The organism is Brachyspira intermedia PWS/A (genome assembly GCF_000223215.1).
Taxonomy (GTDB): domain Bacteria; phylum Spirochaetota; class Brachyspiria; order Brachyspirales; family Brachyspiraceae; genus Brachyspira; species Brachyspira intermedia.
Genome location: NC_017243.1, coordinates 979,607 through 1,002,095, shown reverse-complemented (window position 1 = coordinate 1,002,095; position 22,489 = coordinate 979,607). Strand labels below are relative to the sequence as shown.

Annotated in this window: 21 protein-coding genes; 13 read left to right on the top strand and 8 right to left on the bottom strand. The window is 27.0% G+C overall.

Annotated elements, in window-relative coordinates:
• Window positions 1–312: 312 nt before the first annotated feature.
• The 4 genes from rpe to BINT_RS04405 form a co-directional block, all read right to left on the bottom strand.
• Window positions 313–960: a ribulose-phosphate 3-epimerase gene (gene rpe, locus BINT_RS04420; RefSeq protein ID WP_041177251.1), complete on the bottom strand. Its 648-nt coding sequence runs from the start codon at window positions 958–960 to the stop codon at window positions 313–315.
• Window positions 961–1,316: 356 nt separating this feature from the next.
• A complete protein-coding gene (gene rnc / locus BINT_RS04415; protein ID WP_014487353.1) occupies window positions 1,317–2,051 on the bottom strand; it encodes a ribonuclease III in 735 nt (244 codons plus the stop codon).
• 493 nt (window positions 2,052–2,544) lie between these two features.
• Window positions 2,545–4,008, bottom strand: coding sequence for a VWA domain-containing protein (locus BINT_RS04410; RefSeq protein ID WP_014487352.1), 1,464 nt, complete (start codon window positions 4,006–4,008; stop codon window positions 2,545–2,547).
• A 15-nt stretch (window positions 4,009–4,023) separates the two neighbouring features.
• On the bottom strand, window positions 4,024–5,691 hold the full coding sequence (locus BINT_RS04405) for an AAA family ATPase (RefSeq protein ID WP_014487351.1): 1,668 nt from the start codon (window positions 5,689–5,691) through the stop codon (window positions 4,024–4,026).
• A gap of 226 nt (window positions 5,692–5,917) precedes the next feature.
• Here BINT_RS04405 and BINT_RS04400 point away from each other — a divergent pair, with 226 nt between their 5' ends.
• The 4 genes from BINT_RS04400 to pgsA are packed head-to-tail and all read left to right on the top strand — an operon-like array spanning window position 5,918 to window position 9,254.
• A complete protein-coding gene (locus BINT_RS04400) occupies window positions 5,918–6,865 on the top strand; it encodes an ABC transporter ATP-binding protein (protein WP_014487350.1) in 948 nt (315 codons plus the stop codon).
• Window positions 6,866–7,591 (top strand): ABC-2 transporter permease, encoded by a 726-nt coding sequence (locus BINT_RS04395; RefSeq protein WP_014487349.1) that lies wholly within the window; start codon window positions 6,866–6,868, stop codon window positions 7,589–7,591. It abuts the gene before it with no gap.
• Between the two features lie 43 nt (window positions 7,592–7,634).
• Entirely contained in the window at window positions 7,635–8,657 is a 1,023-nt protein-coding gene (locus tag BINT_RS04390; RefSeq protein ID WP_014487348.1) for a DUF4340 domain-containing protein, read from the top strand.
• A 39-nt stretch (window positions 8,658–8,696) separates the two neighbouring features.
• The gene (gene pgsA / locus BINT_RS04385) at window positions 8,697–9,254 is read left to right on the top strand and encodes a CDP-diacylglycerol--glycerol-3-phosphate 3-phosphatidyltransferase (RefSeq protein ID WP_041177250.1); all 558 of its coding nucleotides are present in this window, start codon (window positions 8,697–8,699) and stop codon (window positions 9,252–9,254) included.
• 66 nt (window positions 9,255–9,320) lie between these two features.
• Here pgsA and BINT_RS04380 read toward each other — a convergent pair whose 3' ends face one another.
• The 4 genes from BINT_RS04380 to galK all read right to left on the bottom strand — a co-directional run bounded on the left by BINT_RS04380 (window position 9,321) and on the right by galK (window position 13,700).
• Entirely contained in the window at window positions 9,321–9,860 is a 540-nt protein-coding gene (locus BINT_RS04380) for a hypothetical protein (protein ID WP_041177249.1), read from the bottom strand.
• A 155-nt stretch (window positions 9,861–10,015) separates the two neighbouring features.
• Window positions 10,016–10,585 (bottom strand): hypothetical protein, encoded by a 570-nt coding sequence (locus tag BINT_RS04375; RefSeq protein ID WP_014487345.1) that lies wholly within the window; start codon window positions 10,583–10,585, stop codon window positions 10,016–10,018.
• Window positions 10,586–10,727: 142 nt separating this feature from the next.
• Window positions 10,728–11,832 (bottom strand): peptide chain release factor 2 gene (prfB, locus tag BINT_RS04370; protein ID WP_148258776.1). Its coding sequence is split into 2 segments (ribosomal slippage): window positions 10,728–11,759 and window positions 11,761–11,832, totalling 1,104 coding nucleotides; the frame shifts between segments, so codons are not numbered across the junction.
• Window positions 11,833–12,518: 686 nt separating this feature from the next.
• Complete coding sequence (gene galK / locus BINT_RS04365) at window positions 12,519–13,700, bottom strand: galactokinase (protein ID WP_014487343.1); 1,182 nt, start codon at window positions 13,698–13,700, stop codon at window positions 12,519–12,521.
• A gap of 221 nt (window positions 13,701–13,921) precedes the next feature.
• On the opposite strand from galK, the gene BINT_RS04360 reads away from it, so the two are divergent.
• The 9 genes from BINT_RS04360 to glmM all read left to right on the top strand — a co-directional run bounded on the left by BINT_RS04360 (window position 13,922) and on the right by glmM (window position 22,478).
• Window positions 13,922–15,193, top strand: a complete 1,272-nt coding sequence (locus BINT_RS04360) for an L-cysteine desulfidase family protein (protein ID WP_014487342.1) — start codon at window positions 13,922–13,924, stop codon at window positions 15,191–15,193.
• Window positions 15,194–15,428: 235 nt separating this feature from the next.
• Window positions 15,429–16,271, top strand: coding sequence for a hypothetical protein (locus BINT_RS04355; RefSeq protein WP_014487341.1), 843 nt, complete (start codon window positions 15,429–15,431; stop codon window positions 16,269–16,271).
• Window positions 16,231–17,208: a tetratricopeptide repeat protein gene (locus tag BINT_RS04350; RefSeq protein ID WP_014487340.1), complete on the top strand. Its 978-nt coding sequence runs from the start codon at window positions 16,231–16,233 to the stop codon at window positions 17,206–17,208. Before BINT_RS04355 ends, BINT_RS04350 begins: the two co-directional genes overlap by 41 nt.
• Window positions 17,209–17,267: 59 nt before the next feature.
• A complete protein-coding gene (locus BINT_RS04345) occupies window positions 17,268–17,732 on the top strand; it encodes a DUF721 domain-containing protein (protein ID WP_014487339.1) in 465 nt (154 codons plus the stop codon).
• Entirely contained in the window at window positions 17,722–18,600 is an 879-nt protein-coding gene (locus tag BINT_RS04340; RefSeq protein ID WP_014487338.1) for a sigma-70 family RNA polymerase sigma factor, read from the top strand. The genes BINT_RS04345 and BINT_RS04340 overlap by 11 nt, the downstream gene beginning before the upstream one ends.
• A 1-nt stretch (window position 18,601) precedes the next feature.
• Window positions 18,602–19,102, top strand: coding sequence for a hypothetical protein (locus tag BINT_RS04335; RefSeq protein ID WP_014487337.1), 501 nt, complete (start codon window positions 18,602–18,604; stop codon window positions 19,100–19,102).
• 49 nt (window positions 19,103–19,151) lie between these two features.
• On the top strand, window positions 19,152–19,706 hold the full coding sequence (locus BINT_RS04330; protein ID WP_014487336.1) for a DNA-3-methyladenine glycosylase I: 555 nt from the start codon (window positions 19,152–19,154) through the stop codon (window positions 19,704–19,706).
• Window positions 19,707–19,776: 70 nt separating this feature from the next.
• Window positions 19,777–20,958, top strand: a complete 1,182-nt coding sequence (locus BINT_RS04325) for a cyclic nucleotide-binding domain-containing protein (RefSeq protein ID WP_014487335.1) — start codon at window positions 19,777–19,779, stop codon at window positions 20,956–20,958.
• Window positions 20,959–21,065: 107 nt separating this feature from the next.
• Window positions 21,066–22,478 (top strand): phosphoglucosamine mutase, encoded by a 1,413-nt coding sequence (gene glmM, locus BINT_RS04320; protein WP_014487334.1) that lies wholly within the window; start codon window positions 21,066–21,068, stop codon window positions 22,476–22,478.
• The last annotated feature ends 11 nt before the right edge of the window (window positions 22,479–22,489 follow it).

Below are 22,489 nucleotides of genomic sequence, written 5' to 3'. Positions count from 1 at the left end.
TGTCAAAAATAATTTTTTTAAATTTTAGATATCTGCAGGGCTTTGCCCCCGCGAAGCGTACCCGAAGGGTAACCCCAGTTCTTTTGTTGGCACATACGAAGTACGCCTACGGCGAGAACCAAAAATACTGCATTTTTAGTCTCAATATAGGATATATCCTATATTTAATGAATATTTTTCAAATATAAAGTTATAGCAATTGCGTTTTTTGCTACTTTGACGAAGTCCGCAGAGCGTGTGCGTCAAAAAAGTAGATAATTTCATATAAAGTGCATCGGTTGATAAACTTAAAAATTTTTAGTATATATAAAATTAATTTCCTCTTAGTTTATTAATAGTATCTTTTTTATTATCGCTGTCAATTATTGCACTTCCTGCCACAAGGAAATTAGCTCCTGCTTCTAACACTTTACCGCAAGTTTTTAAATTAACTCCTCCGTCAACTGCCAAAATTATATCCCTATTTCCTATCAACTTTTTAGCTTCTTCTATCTTTTTTATAGACGACTCAATGAATTTCTGTCCGCCGAATCCAGGATTAACACTCATTATAAGCAAATAATCAATATCATCAATAATAGGCTCTATTACATCAACTCTAGTATGAGGATTGAGTACAATACCGGCTTTAATATTATGTGCTTTTATCTGATAAATTAATCTATGTATATGTATATTGCCTTCAAAATGAACGCTTATAATATCGCATCCAGCCTTAGCAAAATCATCAATATGCTTTTCAGGATTAACTATCATAAGATGAGCATCTAAAGGTATTTTACTTATTTTTTTTATATCCGAAACAACTTTAGCTCCGAATGTAATCTGTGGAACAAATACTCCATCCATTATATCTAAATGCAAATAATCGCTGCCTGCTTCTTCAAGCTCTCTTATAGTTCCTTCTAAATTTGTAAATGATGCTGTAAGTATTGATGGTGCTATATTAATTTTACCCATAATCTTTCCTTTATTACTATGTTCGCCTACGCCATTAATAGATGCCAACTAAAGTTGTCATCTGCTGCGGCTCACTTATTTTATTGCTATGTTCGCCTACACCGATAATAAACTAACAAATAAAATTATCAACTGTTTCAGCTAATTTATTTATTATTATGTTCGCCTTCGTTATTAATAAATGCAACTAAAGTTGTCATCTGCTGCGGCTCACTTATTTTATTGCTATATTCGCCTACACCGATAATAAACTAACAAATAAAATTACCATATATTTTGGATCACTTATTTGTTATTATGTTAACCTTAATAAAATACTAAATTTACATATCTTAGCATTTTAAAAATTTAAATTATTACTTATTAATTTTTTTATTTTTCTTTATTGCCATACTAGCCATTTCTATTTTATCCAATGCTTTTTTGGCAGCATTAGTTTCCGCTTCTTTCTTACTTTTACCTACTCCCAAAGCAAAATTTTTGTCATTAACATAAACTTCAGCTTTGAACATCTCATGATTATTATCATCATAATATTCATAGGATTTATAAATAGGACTAGTTTTATGTTTTTTCTGTATAAGCTCTTGGAATATAGTTTTATAATCTTTATCAAAGTTTTCAATATCCAAATTCTTAAGTCTTTCTCTATAGGCTCGCATAACAAATTTGGATGCACTTGTAATCCCTGAATCTAAATATATAGCACCTACTATAGCCTCGAATAAATCTTCAAGCATATTATCTCTATATCTTCCGCCTGAAGCTTCTTCACCATGTCCTAAAAGTAAAAAATCACCAAGTTTAAGCTCTTTTGAAATATCTGCCAAACTCTTCTGCGATACTAAAGAGGATTTTACTTTAGACAATAAACCTTCTTTACTGCTATTATATTTTTTAAATAGATAATCTGAAATAATAAGAGATAGTACAGAGTCACCTAAAAACTCTAATCTCTGATTATATTTCATTTTCTTTTTAGATTCATTAGCATAAGTTCTATGAGTTATAGCCTCTAACAAATGATCTTTATTTCTAAACTCATATTTTATAGCTGTTTGACAATTATTTAAGATTCTATCTATATTCATAATCAAGTCTGCCCAAAAATATTGTATTTATAATACAATGAATAAAATAACAGTCAAGAAAATAATATAAAATTTTAATATTTTTTGTGATTTTATTATATACTGAAAATTTTTAAGTTTGTCAACTGATCCACTTTATATAAATTTTATCTACTTTTTTGCCGCACACGCTCTACGGACTTCGTCAAAGTACCAAAAAACGCAATTGCTATAACTTTATATTAAAAACATGCCTATTAAATATAGGATATAACTTAAAAATGCAGTTCTTCGCAAAGCGTATCCGAGTTTATCGAGGATATAGGTTCTCTCCGAAGGCGGGCTGTGCCTTATACCAATACCGAAAGGTACCTTGCCTACGGCACGCAGAGCGTCGGTAAAATAACTGTGGTGCTGCGTAGGCACGCAGAGCGGTGGGCAAAGCCATGCAGATATTAAAATTCAAAAAAATATTTCTGACAAAATGTAGCGGTTTATGTATATTAATATATTATTAATGTCCGAATATACTTGAATACATATTTCCTGTAAGCTCTTTAATTGAACCTCTTGAAGAATCATAACACCAATTATAATCAAATATGCTGTTTTCCACATTAAACATAGGAGTACTTCCTATTATAAGAGAATAAAACTTATTTTCATTTTTCTTTTGATTTTCAGACAATTTACAATCTTCATCTGTAAAACCATTAAATACAAAATCAGAAATAAAAAGCAAATCAGATTTTTTATAATTCTCAGTATTCATAACTTTTATTGCATGCCTCAATGCAGGTATAGCGTCAGTTCCTCCATTAAAACTTAATCTTAAAAAGTCAATTAAATTATCCATAGTATTAGGATATGTTAAATCCATAGTTTCTATTTGTGTACTAAAATTTATAAGATAACAATTTCTTTTCTGCTTCATTGCTCGAGTAGCCAAATATAATGTAAGAGCCTTTGAAATAGTTTCAGGAACCCCTCTCATAGAACCGCTTGTATCAATGCATATTATAATAGGACCTTTTTTATCTTCTTCTTTTACTTGAATTTCTTCTTCAATATATCTGTCATAATAAGAGTCAATATATCCTTCTTTTTTGAAAGTTAAAACCCTATTCTCAAAATATTTAATTCCGAATAAAGTTTCAAGTACGCCTTCAGCTAAAAGCAGTTTCTCCTGAGGAAGTATATTATGTATATCTCTAGAATAAGTTATTCCTACAATCTCCTCTTCTGAATTAATATCTCTTATTTTTGTGCTGAATGTTTCTTTTCTTAAAATTTTTTCTGTTTTTATAGTTTCTTCAGACTTTATAAACCTGCCGAGCATATCGCATAATCTTTTTATATCCGAATTTTCTTTTAATAAATTTAAAAGTCTTTTTATATATTCAATATCCTTTTTTAATAATTTTCCTATACTCAAATCAAATAATAATCCTGTATCTTCTCCTAATGCATCTTGTATATATTTCAAATTATTCAAATAGTCAAAAAAATTTTCCATATCTTTAAAAAATTTTTTTCTGTATTGATCTATTTCATTTAATACCCAATTCATATATTGTTTATCAAGTTCATCTTTCCAACTATTTAAAACTGATTTTCTAATAGCTATTATTTCATTATTATATTCATCTTTTTCTAAGGAATTTATTTTTGAATAAAAAAATTCAGCATTATCATCACCTGCAATTAATCTATAATTTTCAATATCTTTTAAAAGTGCTTCCTTATCGGCTTCATTTTCTTTAAAACTGTTTTTAGCTTCTTCATAAATAAAATATGAATCTTTAAATGGATTATCATCTTTCAAATGTTTTTCTAAATTATAATTAAAATCATTTATTTTCTTAGTAATTTCTTTTTGCATATCATTATTGCTCATAAAAATATCATACTTAGAAAATCTTTCTTTTAATTTATATTTAGTTTCTTTTAATATATTGTTAATATCATGAATACTCATACAAAACCTTAATAATTACCCTTTAATTTTATCTATACAATGCTCAATATTGATTTTAAGAGATTTCAAGCTGGATAAATAATCATTATTATAAATAAATTTTTGTATATATCTTTTATTTATAAAAACAGAGTCGCATCTCTCAATCATAGATTTTAAATCACTTTCATAAGACTCTATTTTATTATTTACTGTATTAAGCAAATCAGAACAAACATGCATATAACTATCTCTTTTATTGTATTCTATAGGTTTTATATCTCCTTTTCTAAACTTAATAGGAATAGACATATTTAATGAAGATGCTATATCTCCATTTTTATTAACAAAACGGTTGTAATAATTATTAGTTTTTATATGAATAGTATTTGAATTTGTAAATGAACAAAATACATTGTCAGCCACAACATAATCAGTAGAATTTTTTAAATTACTATAATTATCATAATAATCATTATATTTTGGGTTTCTATTATTTGCATTATTAAAAGCATCATTATCATATATATTCATTAAAGGATTAAATTGAGTATTATTATTTATTTTATCAATTTCAATATATAGTTTTACAATGCTAACTCTATTATTTCCATGTGTATTTTTATATTCATAAAATACATCTATAGGAAAATACCTTTTACCTTTTATATTAATTTCATTTTCATACTCATCTCTATCACTTACAGAATCCTTATCTATATTTGTTCTAAGTTCTTCTGCCTCATCATATATTTTATCATAATCAAATTCTTCATTACTATTATTAAAAAAACGCATTATAGATTTTTTTACTATATTATTAACAGCATTAATATTTTCTTCTAATGTCCAAATACAATGAGAAATTAAAAAACAGTCTGAAGGAAGTATTTCTTTTCTATCTGAAAAATATGCAGAAGCCTTCAATATATAAACAATATTCTTCCATCTTCTATCCGAAATATAAATAGATTCATTATTTCCTTTATTATATTCATCTATTTCATTTTTTATTGAAATTATAATATTAAGAATATTAGAAGGAACTTCCACTTCTTCTATATTGCTTTTTAAACTTTCCAAATCTTCCGCTGATATTTTATCTTCTTCATTTAGATCAGCATTAAAATCAATATCTTTATCAACTATCAATGATTTAAAATTATCTATATCTTGAGCAGGATTAACTAATAAACGCATTATAAATCTGTCATACATAGCATCAAGTCCCTGACCTTTTGGAGGAGTTTCATTACTTGCCGCAACCAATATTTTTAAAGGCACTTTTTCTTCAATGCTTCCATTTCTGTATACTTTTTCATTTATTATAGTTAATAATGTATTTAATATGGCAGGACTGCTTTTCCAAATTTCATCTAAAAATACAAAATCTGCTTTAGGCAAATAACCCTCAGTTTGTCTTTCAAATTTATCCTCTTTTAATTTTGATAAGCTCACAGGACCGAATACATCTTCAGGGGTTGTAAATCTATTCATAAGCTGACCGAAATATTTAGAATCTTTAAAAGCGGATGCTATTCTTCTTACAATTAAACTTTTGGCAGTACCGGGAGGACCGTATAAAAACACTGACTTTCTAGCTAAAGCACATAAAAAAGTAAATGATATAACATCTTCTTTTTCATAAAGTCCTTCTGAAAGTTTTTCTATAATGTAATTTATTTTTTCTTTACTTAATTCCATATTTAATGCCTTTAATATTTAATTACAATATTATAATTATTAAATAGTTATTTACAATATGACACCTAACATACAATCACACATTTCAAACATATATCTTTTATAATTTTTATAATTGTTTTTTACTTTATATATATTATAATGTTTTTCTACTTATTATTAATATATTTTTAGATTTTAACTTTTAAATAATGATTTAATTTTTTGCAAAATAAAAAGGAATAAAATGATATCAGTAGAGAATTTAAACAAATACTACGGTGATTTTCATGCTTTAAAAGGCGTAAGTTTTGAGATAAAATCAGGTGAAATTGTAGGGATATTAGGGCCAAACGGAGCAGGAAAATCCACTACTTTAAGAATATTAACTTGCTACCTTTCGCCTACTAGCGGAAATGCAATTATTGATGGAAAAAGCATATTAAATAATGAAAGAGAAGTAAAAAAGGTTATAGGATATTTACCTGAATCAGCACCTCTTTATGATGATATGAGCGTATTTGATTATCTTGTTTATATGGCGGAGATTCAGGAACTTGAAAGAAACAGATTAAGCGAAAGACTTCATTATGTTGTTGATGCCTGCAGTCTTAAAGATGTTATATCAAAATCAATAGGAGAGCTTTCAAAAGGTTATAAACAGCGTGTAGGTATTGCTGGGGCTATTATACATGACCCTAAAATACTTATATTAGATGAACCTACTAACGGACTTGACCCTAACCAAATAGTAGAGATTAGAGAGCTTATAAAAGAATTAGGCAAAGAAAAAACTGTTCTTATATCCACACATATATTAAGCGAAGTTGAGGCTACTTGTTCAAGAGCTATAATCATTAATCAAGGTAATGTTATTGCAGATGCTGACCCTAAACATTTAACTTTAAATAACAAAGAAAACAATAAAACATCTGTAAGAATAAAATTATCCATCAAAACTAATGATGATAAAAATAAAATAATAGAAAAATTAAAGAAAATAGAAAATATTTATGATGTCAAAGCAGAAGATAATGGAGATTTAAAAGACATCACAATATATTCTAATGAAGAAGAGCCTAGAGAAAAAATTTATACAGTTATTAAGAGTACAGATTGGATAATATATGAAATGTTCAGAGAAAGGGAAAATCTAGAAGAAGTATTCCATACATTAACAAAAGGAGATAAATAAGTGCAGTCAATAAGTTATACTATAAATAAATCTAATGTTATATTAAAAAAAGAATTAAGACATATTTTCTTTTCGCCTATAGCATATATATTTTCAGCAATATTTTTAATTGTAAGCGGAGTATATTTCTTCTCAAGATTCTTTATACTTCAGCAGAATGATATGCAGGATTTTTTCAGTATTCTGCCTTTAATACTATCGCTTATAATTCCGCCTATCACTATGGGACTATTATCAAGTGAGTTTTCAAGCGGTTCTTATGAGCTTATAAGCACTCAATCCGTTTCTACTTTAGAAATTATACTAGGTAAATTCTTTTCAGCTGTAATATTTATGCTTTTTGCCTTAATACCTACTATACTCTACCCTATTACATTAAGTTTTTTAGGCAGATTAGATATGGGGCCTATAATTGCAGGATATATAGGAAGCGTATTTCTTATCATGGCTTTATGTGCTATAGGTATATTTGCTTCATCTACAACAAAGAATCAAATAGTAGCTTTAATTGTAGGGCTTGCAATTATGATATCTTTAAATATGTTTTTGAGATATTTAACTCTTCTTTTCCCTGCTTCTGTTAATTTCATAGAAGTAATAAGCGGTGATTATCATTTCGCTAATATTGCTAGAGGAGTATTAGATTTAAGAGATATTATATACTTTTTATCAGTTACAGTAATATTCCTTTATTTGGCAAATATTATGCTTGAAAACAGAAAATAATTTACGATATTAAAAGAAATTATAAACTTATAGGATAAATAAAATGAATAAAAATGTTACTAAAATTATACTTTTACTCATAGCTTTAGCGGTAATAAGCGTTGCTGCATTTCTGACAACTAAAAAAAGCCGTGAAAAAATAGAGGCAAATAAACCTAGAAAGCAGCTTTTTGAACTTAATGAAACAAATGTTACAAAATATGAATTAAAATATGCTGAAGAACCAATAATAGTGGAAAAAATAGATGAAACTTGGAAAGTAATAGCACCTTCTAATAATTATAAAATAGATCAGTTAGAGGCATTTGCAAATGTTAAAAACTTCAATACTTTGAATATTGACACTATTATAACAAATCTTGCTGAATTAGATTCATTCGGTTTAGAAAATCCTAGCAATGAATTCACTGTTTGGGAAGGTAATAAAGAATATAAAATATTTGTTGGAAATAAAACTGCTGATGAAGAAAAATACTATGTTAAATATAATGATGAATATTTCAGTGTAGAGCTTATTTATATAGAAGCATTAAAGAAAACTATCGATATGCTTAGAGATAAGCAGATATTTGATAAAACTATTTATGTAGATTCAGTAGTTAAAACAGAAAGCAATATAAGAGATTATACAAATACTATAAGAAAAGAAAATAGAACTAATTGGGTTGTTGATGGAGTAGATGAAGAAATCAATTTAAATAAGGCATACAGAGATTTTGAGGCATTATCTTTAGTTAAAGCTACAGGTTTTGTATATGATGAGAATATGTTAAAATATTTAAACAGATTATTCAGAATACCTGATGCTACTGTCACTATATATATGGAAGATAACACTAAAATAGAATATCAATTAGTATATGATAATAATGACAATAGAGTATATGTAAAACCTAAAAGCGGTATAATATATGAAGTTGATTATAATATATATTCTGCAGCTATGCGTGATAGAAGTTATTATATAAAAACTGAAGATGATGATAAAGAAATGAATAATGAAAATGATCCTTATATGGATATGGCAGAAGAGAGTATGAGATTAGATGAAAATTTGCAACAATAAATTAATAAAAATTTAATATATTTTTTAAGGAAGTAATTTATGAAACAGCAAATACCTAATTTACTAAGTATAAGCAGAATAGTTTTATCACCTCTAGTGATATTTCTGTACTTTTATAACTCTATGATAAGTGCAGTATTAGCATTAATATTTCTTATTATACTAGAAATAACAGATGCTTTAGACGGTGCTATGGCTAGAAAATTTAATCTTGTAAGTGATTTAGGAAAGGTACTTGATCCTTTTGCTGATACTGTATTTCATATAACAATGTTTACAATATTTCTTTATGAAGGTTCTATGCCTATATGGATGTATATAATCTCGCTTTACAGAGATATGTTTTCAATGTTCATAAGAATATTAGGAGGACTTAGAGGTTTTGCTGTTGCTGCCAAATTTAGCGGTAAATTAAAAACTGCATCAAGAGCGGCTGCTGTAGTGATAATATTCCTTTTAAAAATATTGAAATATACAGAAATATCGCTTCCTTATGAGCAAATAACATATTATAGTTTATTAGTTGTTACAATAATAACTATATATTCATTCTTTGATTATATGCCTTTAATAACAGGAAAATCAAACAAAAAATAAGAAATAAAAATATATAAAAATAAAAGGGTTATTCTTATATTAGAATAGCCCTTTTTAATTATATTATTAGAACCAATATCTAAATCCGAAATCTCCCGAGAATCTAAAGAATTTAGCAAAAGTCCAGCCTGTATGACTAGGATACCAACCGAAAGTTCCAAAACCATCACTGCCAACAGCTATAACATTAAGTCCAGGAGAAATCTGTAAAAATATTTCCCAATCTCTATCAACTATAAAAGAAACTCCTAAAGGAAGCCTGAAACCTAAACCTAAATTCCAATAATTATTTCCAAATTCTGCAACTGCCTCTGCCCCAGGGCCAAAATAAAGCCATGCATCAGAATCACCCGCTTTTCCTATTCTATATTTTAAGCCCCACCAATCAGCATTGGCACTAAGTCCGAACCAAGCCCAACCTTTAGTTGATATACCTATATTCAATATACCGCTAAAAACCAATGGAAAATTATCAATCTTTCCTGTTACACCTAAAGAAGCCTGACTTGGAAAACTAAACCTCAAAAAAAATCCTGCCGCTGCACCATTGGGATAATCAGCATACAATTTAGACATAGAGAAAAAGAAAGAAAAATTATAAAACAAAAACTATAAGTTATTACTCTTTTTAACATATAAACAAAACCTAATTATTACTTTATAATAAATATAAAAAATAATATAAAAAAGTGAAAAATTATAATAAAAATAAAGCTCCGCTAATAAAATAACGGAGCTATAAATATTCTAAATAAATAATATTAGAACCAATATCTAAATCCAAATTGGAATGTTAGATGTAAGAAATGCTCAATATACCAATGATTCTCATCACCGAAATGAAGTCCAAGTAAAGAGAAACCGTTACCATCAGCATGTATAACATTCACAACAGGAGCAGGCTCTAAGAAAATCTCCCATTGTTTCTTGATTAAGAAAGAAAAACCAATAGGCATTCTTAAACCAGCATTAATAGACCATATACCATGTGAACCGAATGCAAAATCAGCAGCAAGTCCTGGTCCTAAATAAAAATGAACATCAGATTCTCCTGCTCTGCCTAAAGGTATTTTTAATCCCCACCAATCCATAGTAAGACCTACACCAAAATATTGATAACGGCTATCAAATATATTAGCTACAGCTTGAACACCAAACATCAAAGGTACGCCATCAAATTGACCAACTAAAGTTAAACCTTGGTTAGGATATCCAAAAAATAAAGAAGCTCCTATTGCAGCTCCATCAGAGTAAGCAGCAGAGGCTTTCTTGGGAACAGCAACAACTAAAATGGCAATCATTAGAGATACAAGTGTAATCTTTTTTAACATAATATTCTCCATTTTCTTATTTATTTTTACAATATACTATTTATGTATAAAAATGTCAATAAGTAACATAATATTATTAACAACTTCCATTTATTTTAATACAAGCAAAATTACATTAAATATCAAATAGTATATTCTAAGTTTATTTTTTTATTTGCTGTTTAAGATATGATGATATAAACTCATCTATATTTCCATCCATTACAGAGTTCATGTTTCCACTTTCACAGCCCGTTCTTAAATCTTTTACCATCTGATAAGGCTGGAATACATAACTTCTAATCTGATTGCCCCAAGCTATATCTGTTTTCTCTCCTGCTATTTTCTGCTTTTCTTTATCCAATTTCTCTTTTTCTAATTGATAAAGTTTTGCCTTCAACATTTTCATAGCCATATCTTTATTGTTATGCTGACTTCTTTCTGCCTGACATTGAACAACTATATTAGTTGGTATATGAGTTATTCTGATAGCTGATGAAGTTTTGTTAACGTGCTGTCCGCCGGCTCCTGAAGCTCTGTAAGTATCTATTCTCAAATCTGCTGGATTTATTTCTATTTCAATATCCTCATCTATATCTGGCATAACACTAACGGCAACAAATGAAGTATGTCTTTTAGCATTAGCATCAAAAGGGGATATTCTTACAAGTCTGTGTACCCCTATTTCTGAACGTAAATATCCATAAGCATAAAGCCCCTGAACATAAAAACTTATCTGCTTTATTCCTGCTTCATCTCCCGGAAGTTCATCTGTGGTTTCAACTGTAAAGCCATGTCTTTCACAAAATCTTACATACATTCTTGAAAGCATAGAAGCCCAATCGCAGCTTTCTGTACCGCCGGCTCCTGCATTCAAAGTTAAATATGCATTCTTACTGTCAAATTCACCTGAAAATAAATTCTTTGTTTCCAATTCCTCAAAAACTTTCTGCAATTCCAAGCATTCAGTTTCCAATTCTTTTTCCATTTCAGCATCATTTGACTCTATAGCCATTTCAACTAATTCATATATGTTATTAGAATTTTTAATCAAATTTTCTACAGGCTCTATTTTATCAAGAAGAAGCATTCTCTCCTTCATAAGTTTCTGAGCTGCTATATTATCATTCCAAAAATCATCTTTAGCTGATATTTCGTCTATCTCTTTAACCCTTTTATAAATAGAATCCGGGTCAAAGATACCCCCTTAATATTTCTGATTGTTCTTTAATATTAGATACTATACCTTTAATTTCTGATAATGTCATAAAACGTTCCTATTATTGTTACGATATAAACTCGCTGACAGTAGATTATAACTAAAGTTATAATCTGCTCGTTTATATCTTGGGTTATTGTTACGATATAAACTCGCTGACAGTAGATTATAACTAAAGTTATAATCTGCTCGTTTATATCTTGGGTTATTGTTACGATATAAACTCAATAACTATAGATTATAACCAACATCATAATATACTTGTTTATATCTTGGGTTATTATTACGATATAAACTCGCTTACAATAGATTATAACTAAATCTAAAACATACTAGTCTATATCCGGTTACTATTATAATATAAACTTGCTGACTATAGATTACAATTAAAGTTATAATCTGCTCGTTTATATCTTGGGTTATTACTACGATATAAACTCGCTTACAATAGATTATAACTAAATCTAAAACATACTAGTCTATATCCGGTTACTATTATAATATAAACTTGCTGACTATAGATTACAATTAAAGTTATAATCTGCTCGTTTATATCTTGGGTTATTACTACGATATAAACTCACACACTATGAATTATAGCAAATATCATAATATGCTAGTTTATATCTTGGGTTATCATTACAATACAAACCTGCTTAAATCATAAGCTAGTTATTCTAATTAATCGCACCAAACACAATTATTTTTTATCTATAATAAAATTTTTATTAAAAATTATTCTTCTGTAGGCAGAATTCTAGTACCACTAGATAATTTTAATATATAAACATCAGCATCTCTTCTAGTTCTTTCTTTATAATGGGTGTATAAATTTTCTATAACATTTTCAACTTCAGTTTTCTTAAGGAATAATAAAACTCCGCCGCCGAAACCTGTTCCTATCATTCTAGCACCCAAAACTCCGTCCATATTCATAGCTTCTTCAACTAAAATATCCAATTCTGCAGTAGAAACTTCATATAATTTACTTAAGCCATCATGAGTTTTAAGTATTAAATTAGCCAAGTCCTTAACAGAACCTTTTTTAATAGCTTTAACAGCCTGATTTACTCTATCCTGTTCAGCAGAAACATATAAAGCTCTTCTTTGTTCTTTATTCTGTAAAGTTTCTTTAATAAAATCAGCATCTTTCACTTTCAAATCAGATAAAGACTTTAAAGAACTTTTCTTTTCTTTAAGTTTTTTCAATGCATTTTCACATTCTCTTTTTCTAGCATTATATTCACTGTCGCTGGAAGTTCTTTTTTTATTGCTATTAACAACAGCCATACAATAATCGCCTAAATTGAAATCAAAATATTCATATTTAAGTGTTTTCATATTAAAGAAAAATAAAGTATTTTCTTTAGCTAAGAATATAGTAACATGATCGCTTAAAGATGTTCTATGAGATGCATACTTTATTTCGCCTTCATAAGATAATTTTGCCATTTCAATAGGTTCAACATCTTTAATATTATTTATGTCCAAAGTGGCAAAAGTTAAACAAGCACATAATGAACTAGATGAAGCTAAAGATGTATTAAAAGGTAAATCAGTATAGACAAATATATCCATACCATGTATTTTGTACCCTTTTTCCAAAAGTACAGAAAAAACACCCTTAAAATAAATAGCCCATTCATCTTCCTTATTTTTTTCCAAATCATCTAAAGTAAACGATTTTCTAGCTTTAAAAGAATGAGCATATATATTAATTTTATTATCAGGTCTTTTTCTAGCTACTATATATGTTCCTCTATCTATAGCAGAAGTTATAGTATCTCCATCTGAATAATCTATAAGTTCTCCTATAACTGTAACTCTTCCCGGAGCAAAATAAAGTTTTGTATCACCTTTATGTCCGAAAACCTCTCTAAATCTTGCTACTATTTTTAAATGTAATCTAGGTATCATACTAAATCTCTCAAAAATTATCTGTTATTAAATATCATAAAATAAAAAAAAATCAATAGTATAAATACAGTTATTGTAAAAAATATTATTTTATATTAAACTATACAAACTATAAATCGTAAATTTTTTTGAAAACTAAAATAAATAATTGTTAAAATCATTGATTTTGATAAAAAACAATAATATAATGTACAAATATAAATACATTAGGATAAAATTCTATGGATAAAACTTTGTACAGTAATTACATAAATATACTAAAAGAAGAATTAATACCAGCTCTAGGATGTACTGAGCCTATAGCAATAGCTTTTGCAGGTGCTAAAATAAGAGAAATAATAGGGAATATACCAGAACATATCACTGTAAAATGCAGCGGTAATATAATAAAAAATGTAAAAGGTGTAACTGTACCAAATTCCGGAGGTTTAAAAGGAATAGATACTGCAGCTATTTTGGGATTGGTAGGAGGAGATGCCAGTAAAAATCTCGAAGTATTATCTTCTATAAAAAAAGAAGATATAAATAAAACTAAAGAACTTTTAAATAATAAAGAATTCTGTACTTGCGAATTAATAGAAGGCGATGAAAATTTACATATCATAATAGAAGCAAAATATAAAGACTCAAATGCTTTAGTAGAAATAAAAAATGCTCATACAAATATTACAAGAATAAATAAAAATGGTGAAGAATTATTAAATTCTAATAATTCTTCCAATAAAAAAGAAGAAGATCTAAGAGAAACATTAAATATAAAAGAAATACTTAATTTTGCTAATGAAGTTAATATAGATGATATTAAAGACATTATAAAAAGACAAATAGAACTTAATTACAGTATAGCAGAAGAAGGTTTAAAAAATGATTATGGATCTAGTGTAGGTAAAACATTGATGAAATATTATGGAGATGATATAAGAAATAAAGCTAAGGCCTATGCCTCAGCAGGCTCTGATGCTAGAATGGGTGGCTGTTCTATGCCTGTAGTTACTAATTCAGGAAGCGGTAATCAGGGCATAACTGTATCTATTCCTGTTATAAAATATGCAGAAGAAATGAAAGTATCTGAAGAAAAACTTTACAGAGCTTTGGTGCTTTCAAATTTAATAGCTATACTACAAAAGAAACATATAGGTAAATTATCAGCATTCTGCGGAGTTGTATGTGCAGCTACAGGTTCAGCATCAGCAATAGCATATTTGCATGACTGTGATTACAAAACTATTTGCGATACCATTACAAATGCTTTATGTACAATAGGAGGTATGGTTTGCGATGGGGCTAAATCATCATGTGCCTCAAAGATTGCAGAGGCTGTTGATTGCGGTATATTAGCTTTTAATTTAGCAAGAGATGGAAAAGTATTTAAAGCTGGAGATGGACTTGTAAAAAATGATATAGAAGCTACTATTGATAGTATAGGAAGAATGGCTAAAGAAGGTATGAAAAGCACAGATGTAGAAATACTTAATATTATGATAGATAAATAATATAAAACATTAATAGTAATTAGATATTTATTGTTTAATCTTAAAAATGAATATATATTAAATATGTATATTTGTTTTCTTTTTTATATAAAACTGCAATATTTTACAATACTAGATTTATTTTAAAAAAATTGTATAATTTATTATCTGGATTTTTCGATATATTATGATAACAGATAATTTGTAATTGTTTTTTACATATGAATAAATATTTTTTTCATAATGGAGGTTTTTAATGGCTAGTTTAAGCGATAAAGAAATCAATGCAACTTTAACAAAAATAAGAAATGAATATGAACAAGGTGCTGAAAAATACGGAAGCAAAATATATAATGTAAATAGTTTTAATGATAGATATAGAGAAGCATTACAGAACAGACAAGATTTATCAAATTTTTTAATTGTTGAAATAAAAATTTTAGAAGATATAAAAACTACTTTAAGAGATAGAGAATTAGAAAGACAAAGAAAAAAAGCTGAAGAAGAAAAAGCTAAAGAAAATTCTTTTATGAATAAAGTAGATAATATGATAGAAAAATTTAGAAGTGCCACAGAAAAATATCCTTTGGAAGATATGCATCCTAAAGCAGATCAGGAGATTTGCCATTTATATGGTGCTTTCAAAGAATTGTATAATTGTTTTTCTGTTATCAGATTTTTTTCATGCGGACCTGCTAGCGATTATGTAGTAGAAACTGCTGTAAAAGATTATGATAATCAATTCCAAAAATTCATCATTCCTGTTGGTGAAAGCAAAGTACCTCAGATATTTTCTGATTATGTTTTTGCTTTGGATAATGGAGATAATTCAAGCAGAGCAGAACAATTCATACTTAAAGAATCAGGATTTTTCTTGCATGCATTCATTGAAAAAATGACTAATATAAAACAGCTAGCACTAAAAGCAAGCAGCGATGGAGAAATAGTACTTCCTGATTATTTAAATGTACAATCACCTAGAGTATATAAATTCTTTAAAGGAAAAACTAAAGAAGAAATGTATGATGCTACTATAGCTTATGCTAATGCTATGATAAATGATTTCAGGCTGCAAAGTTTCAAAAAAGATGCACGTTAATAGGATAATTCTTATACTTTTTTCTTTAATTGCATTATCATTGTATTCTCAAACAAATGATACTTTCAATTATGATAGGAAAAATTTATCTAGGGCATACAGATATTATAATGCAAAAAACTATAAAAAAGCTGCGGAATTATTTGAATATGAAATAGAATACTCCCCTATTCTTAAAATAGAATATTTTGAAAATCTAGCTAATTCTTACATGAATCTTAAAGATTATACCAATATGCTTAGAGCAGCTAGAAATGGTATAATAGTAAATAGTTTTTCTCATAAACTACATTTCCAAAAAGGATATGCTCTTTATAAATTAGGAGATACAAATAAAGCTATAGATTCAATAAGATATTCTATAAGTTTAAAGCCGAATGATGCTTATATGAATAATTTTCTTGGGCTTTTATATTTATATGTAGAAGATTATAAACAAGCTGAATCATCATTTTTAAAAGCTACAGTTTATAGTCCTAATAATGTAGTATACATGGTGAATCTTGCCGCTACTTATGAAAGAGATAAAAATTTCAGCTCCGCACTTAATACTTATGAAGAAGCATATAAAATTAATCCAAATTATAGAGGATTAAAAGACTCTATAGACAGAAATAAAAATATATTAGCAAGAATATCCGGAAATACAAATATAACCATTGAAGATAAACCGCAAATAAATACGAATCAAAATAATAAAGTCATAACTTATGATGAAGATGTGGAAGCTAAGCCAATAGAAATGGATATAATGGAATCAGCAACAAATAATATAGCAACAAACAATATCATAAACACAAATATGGTTATGACAAATGATTTCATCAATACTAATAATATAATAAATACCAATAATATAATTACAAATACACAAGAAGACGCTGCAGAAACAAATACTGCAATTCCTCAAACAAATACACAGCAAAACGATAATTAATATTAATATATTGATTATATAAAAAATTATTGTATGATAATAAATAATGAGGATTTATAATGCACACAATAAAAAATACATTGGAAGAATATTCAGATAGAAAGCTATATCAAAATATAAATCTAGCAAATTATATAAAAATATCTCAAAAATGGGATGATATTATGGGAGAAGTTCTTTCAAAAATATGCTATCCTTCATTTTATAGAAATGCTGTTCTCACTGTAACTATAACAGACAGTGTATGGGCTAATGAAATATTTATGAACAGAAATAATATATTCAAAAATATAAAAAAAGAAACTAATATAGAAGTAGTAGAATTAAAAACTAGAATCGGTGAAGTTAATAATAATAAAAGAGTAAAAAATACTAATAAGAAAAATATTGAAGAAGAAAAAGAATTAACAAAAGAACATAAAGAATGGATAGAGAATACTATAAAAGAATCAGGAATAAAAGATGAAAGAATGAAAGAAATATTTGCCAATATATTAAAATACGAGGATAATGATGATAGATGATCTATTTATAAAAAAGCTGATTCTTGAATATAAAGCCACCAGAAGTATTGAGGCTTTAAAAGAAATTAATGAACATTTATCTAATTATATTTATAATTATCCTAGAAAAGTTTTTGGTGTGTTTCATGATGAAGCTTTAGAGTTCTACTCATACTATATAGAAAGAATAGATAATATAATAATAAAATATAATGAAACAGATGCCAAATTTATCACTTGGTTTACATATACATTAAGAAGTCATTATTTAAATTTCTTAGATCATAAAAAAAGGAAAGATAAATATAAAAAACAGGAAATATCAATAGATGCACCATTATGCGGTAAAGAGGCATTAACTTTGCATGATGTGCTTTATGACAGTAAATCTTATGTTATGAATGAATATACTAATAACTATAATGAAAGTAATATAGAAAAACTTTCACTAAATATGTTTAATTATATAGAAAAAGAATTCACAGATAGAGATTCAATAGCATTTTTTATACATAATCTAGAATTATTTATAAATCTTATAATACAGCCATTAATGAAATATTTTAATATTAATTATGAAGAAGCATATTCAATAATAGAAAAAGCAAGAGCAACATATATAAAAAAATATAATGAAATAATAAAACAGCAGGATAAAATAGCAAAAATAAATGCACAAATAGAAATCAATAATAAAAGAGGACTTTTCACAGTGCATTTAGCAAGCAAAAAACAAAATTATATTAAGAAACTGCATTCCATAAAAATAAATGTTCCTTATGAGTTCATAGCAAAACTTTTAAATATTACAAACAATGCAGTTACAAAGATTATAAATAAAATAAAATCTAGTTTAAAAGAACATTTTAATAATTTATCGGATTTATAATATGAGCAAATATAATTATACAGAAGAAGAAATTATAAATTATGTTAATGGCATTAAAGTATCTGATGACTTTTTAGAAGAGTTGGAATCGAATGCTGATTTACAAAGAGAAGTAAGTTCTTTAAAAAATGATTTATTTCTTATGGAAAATATAGAAGATTCTAATATGCTTAAAGAATCAAAAATAAAACCAATAATCAATATAAAAGACAGTATAATTGATTATATGCTTTATTTCAGTAAATTAACTCCATTAGCTTCAAGAGGCGAAGAAGATAATAAAATCAAAGATGTTTACGTTTATAAAAATATAGAAATATATAAAAGCGATAATCAATACTATATAAATATCAGCAATATAAAAAATTGGTGCGTAATAGAATACAATGGTGAAAAAATAGTTAATATATTCGGACAAAGAGATAATTATTCTTCAGAATTAAAAAATGGAAACTATAATATAAAAGTTGATAATGATGAAGTATCAATAAATATAGAGTAAATAAAATACATACCAAACAATCATATATAAAATAGGAAATATTTTAATTATGTCAGAAATATGCAAATGGGCTAAAAGCGAAATAGAAATTAAATACCATAATGAAGAATGGTGCCAAGTATGCCATGATGAAAGAAAATTATTTGAAATGCTGATACTTGAAAATATGCAGGCAGGATTAAGCTGGAAATGCATACTTGATAAAAGAGAAAATATGAGAGAGGCATTCGATAATTTTGATTATAAAAAAATATCCAAATATGATGATAAAAAAATAAATGAGCTTTTAAATAATAAAGGAATAATAAGAAATAAAAGAAAAATAAATGCTCTTATAGTAAATGCTAATAAATTTATGGAAGTACAAAAAGAATTCGGTAGTTTTGATAAATATATTTGGTCTTTTACCGATGGAAAACAAATGGATAATAAATTAGATGATGAAAGCCCTCTTCCTGCAAGAAATGAATTATCCGATACTATAAGCAAAGATTTGATAAAAAGAGGATTTAAATTCACAGGAAGCATAATAATTTACAGTTATATGCAGGCTATAGGAATTGTAAATGATCATTCAATTAATTGTAGTTACCACAACAAATAAGAAATATTAATTACAATATTGACTAATAATGTAAAAAAAGCTAGAATAAAGCATTATTTGGGTAAAAATTATGAATAAATACAATATTTTAAATTTTAAAAAATCATCTATAATTTTTATAAAGAATAAAAGTCCTAAAAATTCTTTTTATATCATAACTAAAGGCAAAGCCATATCTTATGGAACTTTAGATTACAATGTAGAATTCAATAAAGGAGATATATTAGGATTAGTAAATGTCGTATTAAATGAACCTTATTTCTATAATATTAAAGCATTGGAAGATATGGAAGTTATAGAATTAACTTTAGATGAAATAATTAATACCAAAAATAGAGATTTAACAATAAAAATATATAAATATTTAAAATCTTCATTAGAAACTTGGCTTGGAAGATATTATTTACTTATATCAGAAAGCAAAGAAATCATTAAAGGAAAAACAAAAGAAGAAATTCTTAATATGGCTAAAGTTTATAGTAAAAATGGCTTTGATCATGCTGCTTATAGACTGTACAATGAGTATATAAAAAGATTTCCAGATGATAGAGAAAATATTGATGATGTAAAAAATAAATTATCTAATATAGAACCTATTGAAGAACCATTATCAAAAAAAGACAATGTATTTCATTATAAGAAAGGATATTGTTTATATACGGAATTAGAAGGAAGCGATAAACTATATATAATAAAATCAGGTAAAATAGGTATATATAATGTTGTAAACTTGCATCAAATTACTAGAAGTATATACTCTAAAAATAGCATAATAGACGGATATAACCCTGTTTTGGAATACCAGCCTTTATCTACATCTGCCATTATACTTGAAGATTCTGTACTAAAAGTTTTAAAAAAGGAAGAGTTACTTAATATAATAGAAAACGATAATTCTATCAAACTTTATTATATAAGAATGCTAAGCATAAAAATCAGAAACACAATATTAAAAATCATAGCACTTAATACAGATGATATGCTAGCTAAACTATTAATAACATTATATTATATTGTAAAAACAGAAACATTGCCTAATAATATTGATTCTATAAAACTTCCATATAAAGTAAATGATATAAAAACTATACTTAATATAAAAAATGAAGAAACTCTAAAAAGAGAATTGAATAAAATAAGAGCAATATCAATATCTAACGATAATTATATAAATATAACAGATATACGAAGCTTTATGGCAGAGTATAAAAATGCTATTAATAGAGTAACGAATATGAATCATCATGCATAAAAATAATTGAAAATTATTATAGTATTGTTAAATTATAAACAATAATATTTTACTTTTTGTATATTTATAATTTTTATAATAAATAGAATATATTTCAGGAGTTTTAAATGCCTACTTTAAAAACAAGTATATCAGGAATTAGAGGAATAATAGGAGACGGTTTAGATATAAGAGCCGTAGTAGATTATACTGCAGCATTTGCATGTCTTTTTCCAAAGAAAGCAAAAGTTTTAGTAGCTAGAGATACAAGAATAACAGGAGAATCTATATTGAATGCCGTTGTATCAACATTAACAGCATCAGGTATAAATGTAATAGATATAGGTATAACTCCTACGCCTACAGCATTATATATGGTAGAAAAACTAAAAATACATGGCGGTATAATGATATCTGCAAGCCATAACCCTATAGAATGGAATGCATTAAAACTTATAGGAAAAGGCGGACATTTCTTAGATGAAAAATCAGTTAATGAGCTTATGAAGCTTTATGATAAAAAAGAATCAAGATTCGTAAAAGCATTAGAAACAGGTACTTATGAAAAAATAGATAATGCTATAGAAGAACATATTAAAAGAATATTAAGATGGATAGATGTAGAAAAAATAAAAAAAGCTAATTTCAAAGTGGCATGCGATTATGTTAATGGTACAGGTTTATTCGCTACTCCTCCCCTACTTAAAGCATTGGGAGTAAAAGAAGTATCTATAAATAATCAACATACTGGAAAATTCGCACATATTGCTGAACCATCTGCAGCAAGTATGAAAAGTTTATCTGATTTAGTTAAAAAGAATAAAGTTAATATAGGATTCACTCAAGATCCTGATGCAGACAGACTTGCATTAGTTCTTGATGACGGTACTATCATAAGCGAAGAATACACTTTGGCCTTATGTGCTAAATATTTATGGCTTGTTGGTAAAGGAAATGCTGCTGTAAACCTATCTACTTCAAGAATGATAGATGATTTAGCTAAAGAAAAAGGATACTCTGTTGACCGTACAAAAATAGGAGAAATAAATGTTTCTTCTCATGTTGTAAAAAATAAATTATACTTCGGAGGAGAAGGAAACGGAGGAATAATAGTTCCTGCTGTTACTCCAGGAAGAGATTCTCTTTTGGGCATAGCTTTAATATTGGAATTAATGGCTAAAACAGGAAAAACTATCACTGAACTTGTAAATGAAATACCAAAATATGAAATAGTTAAAGAAAAATTGGAAGTATCAAAAATAGATGAAGATAAATTCTTAAAACAAGTTAAAGAAGAGTACCCTAAAGCCAAAATAACAACTATTGATGGAATAAAAATAGATTTGGAAGAAGGTTGGCTTCATGTTCGTTCATCAAATACAGAGCCTATAGTAAGAATAATAGCTGAAGCTAAAAGCAAAAAAGATGCTAAAGATTTAATTACTGTAGCTATGAATATGATAAAAGGAGTAAAAACTCCTGTAAAGCCTACTAAAGAAACGAAACCAAAAAAAGAATCAGTTAAAAAAACTAAAAAGTAAACATAATTAAT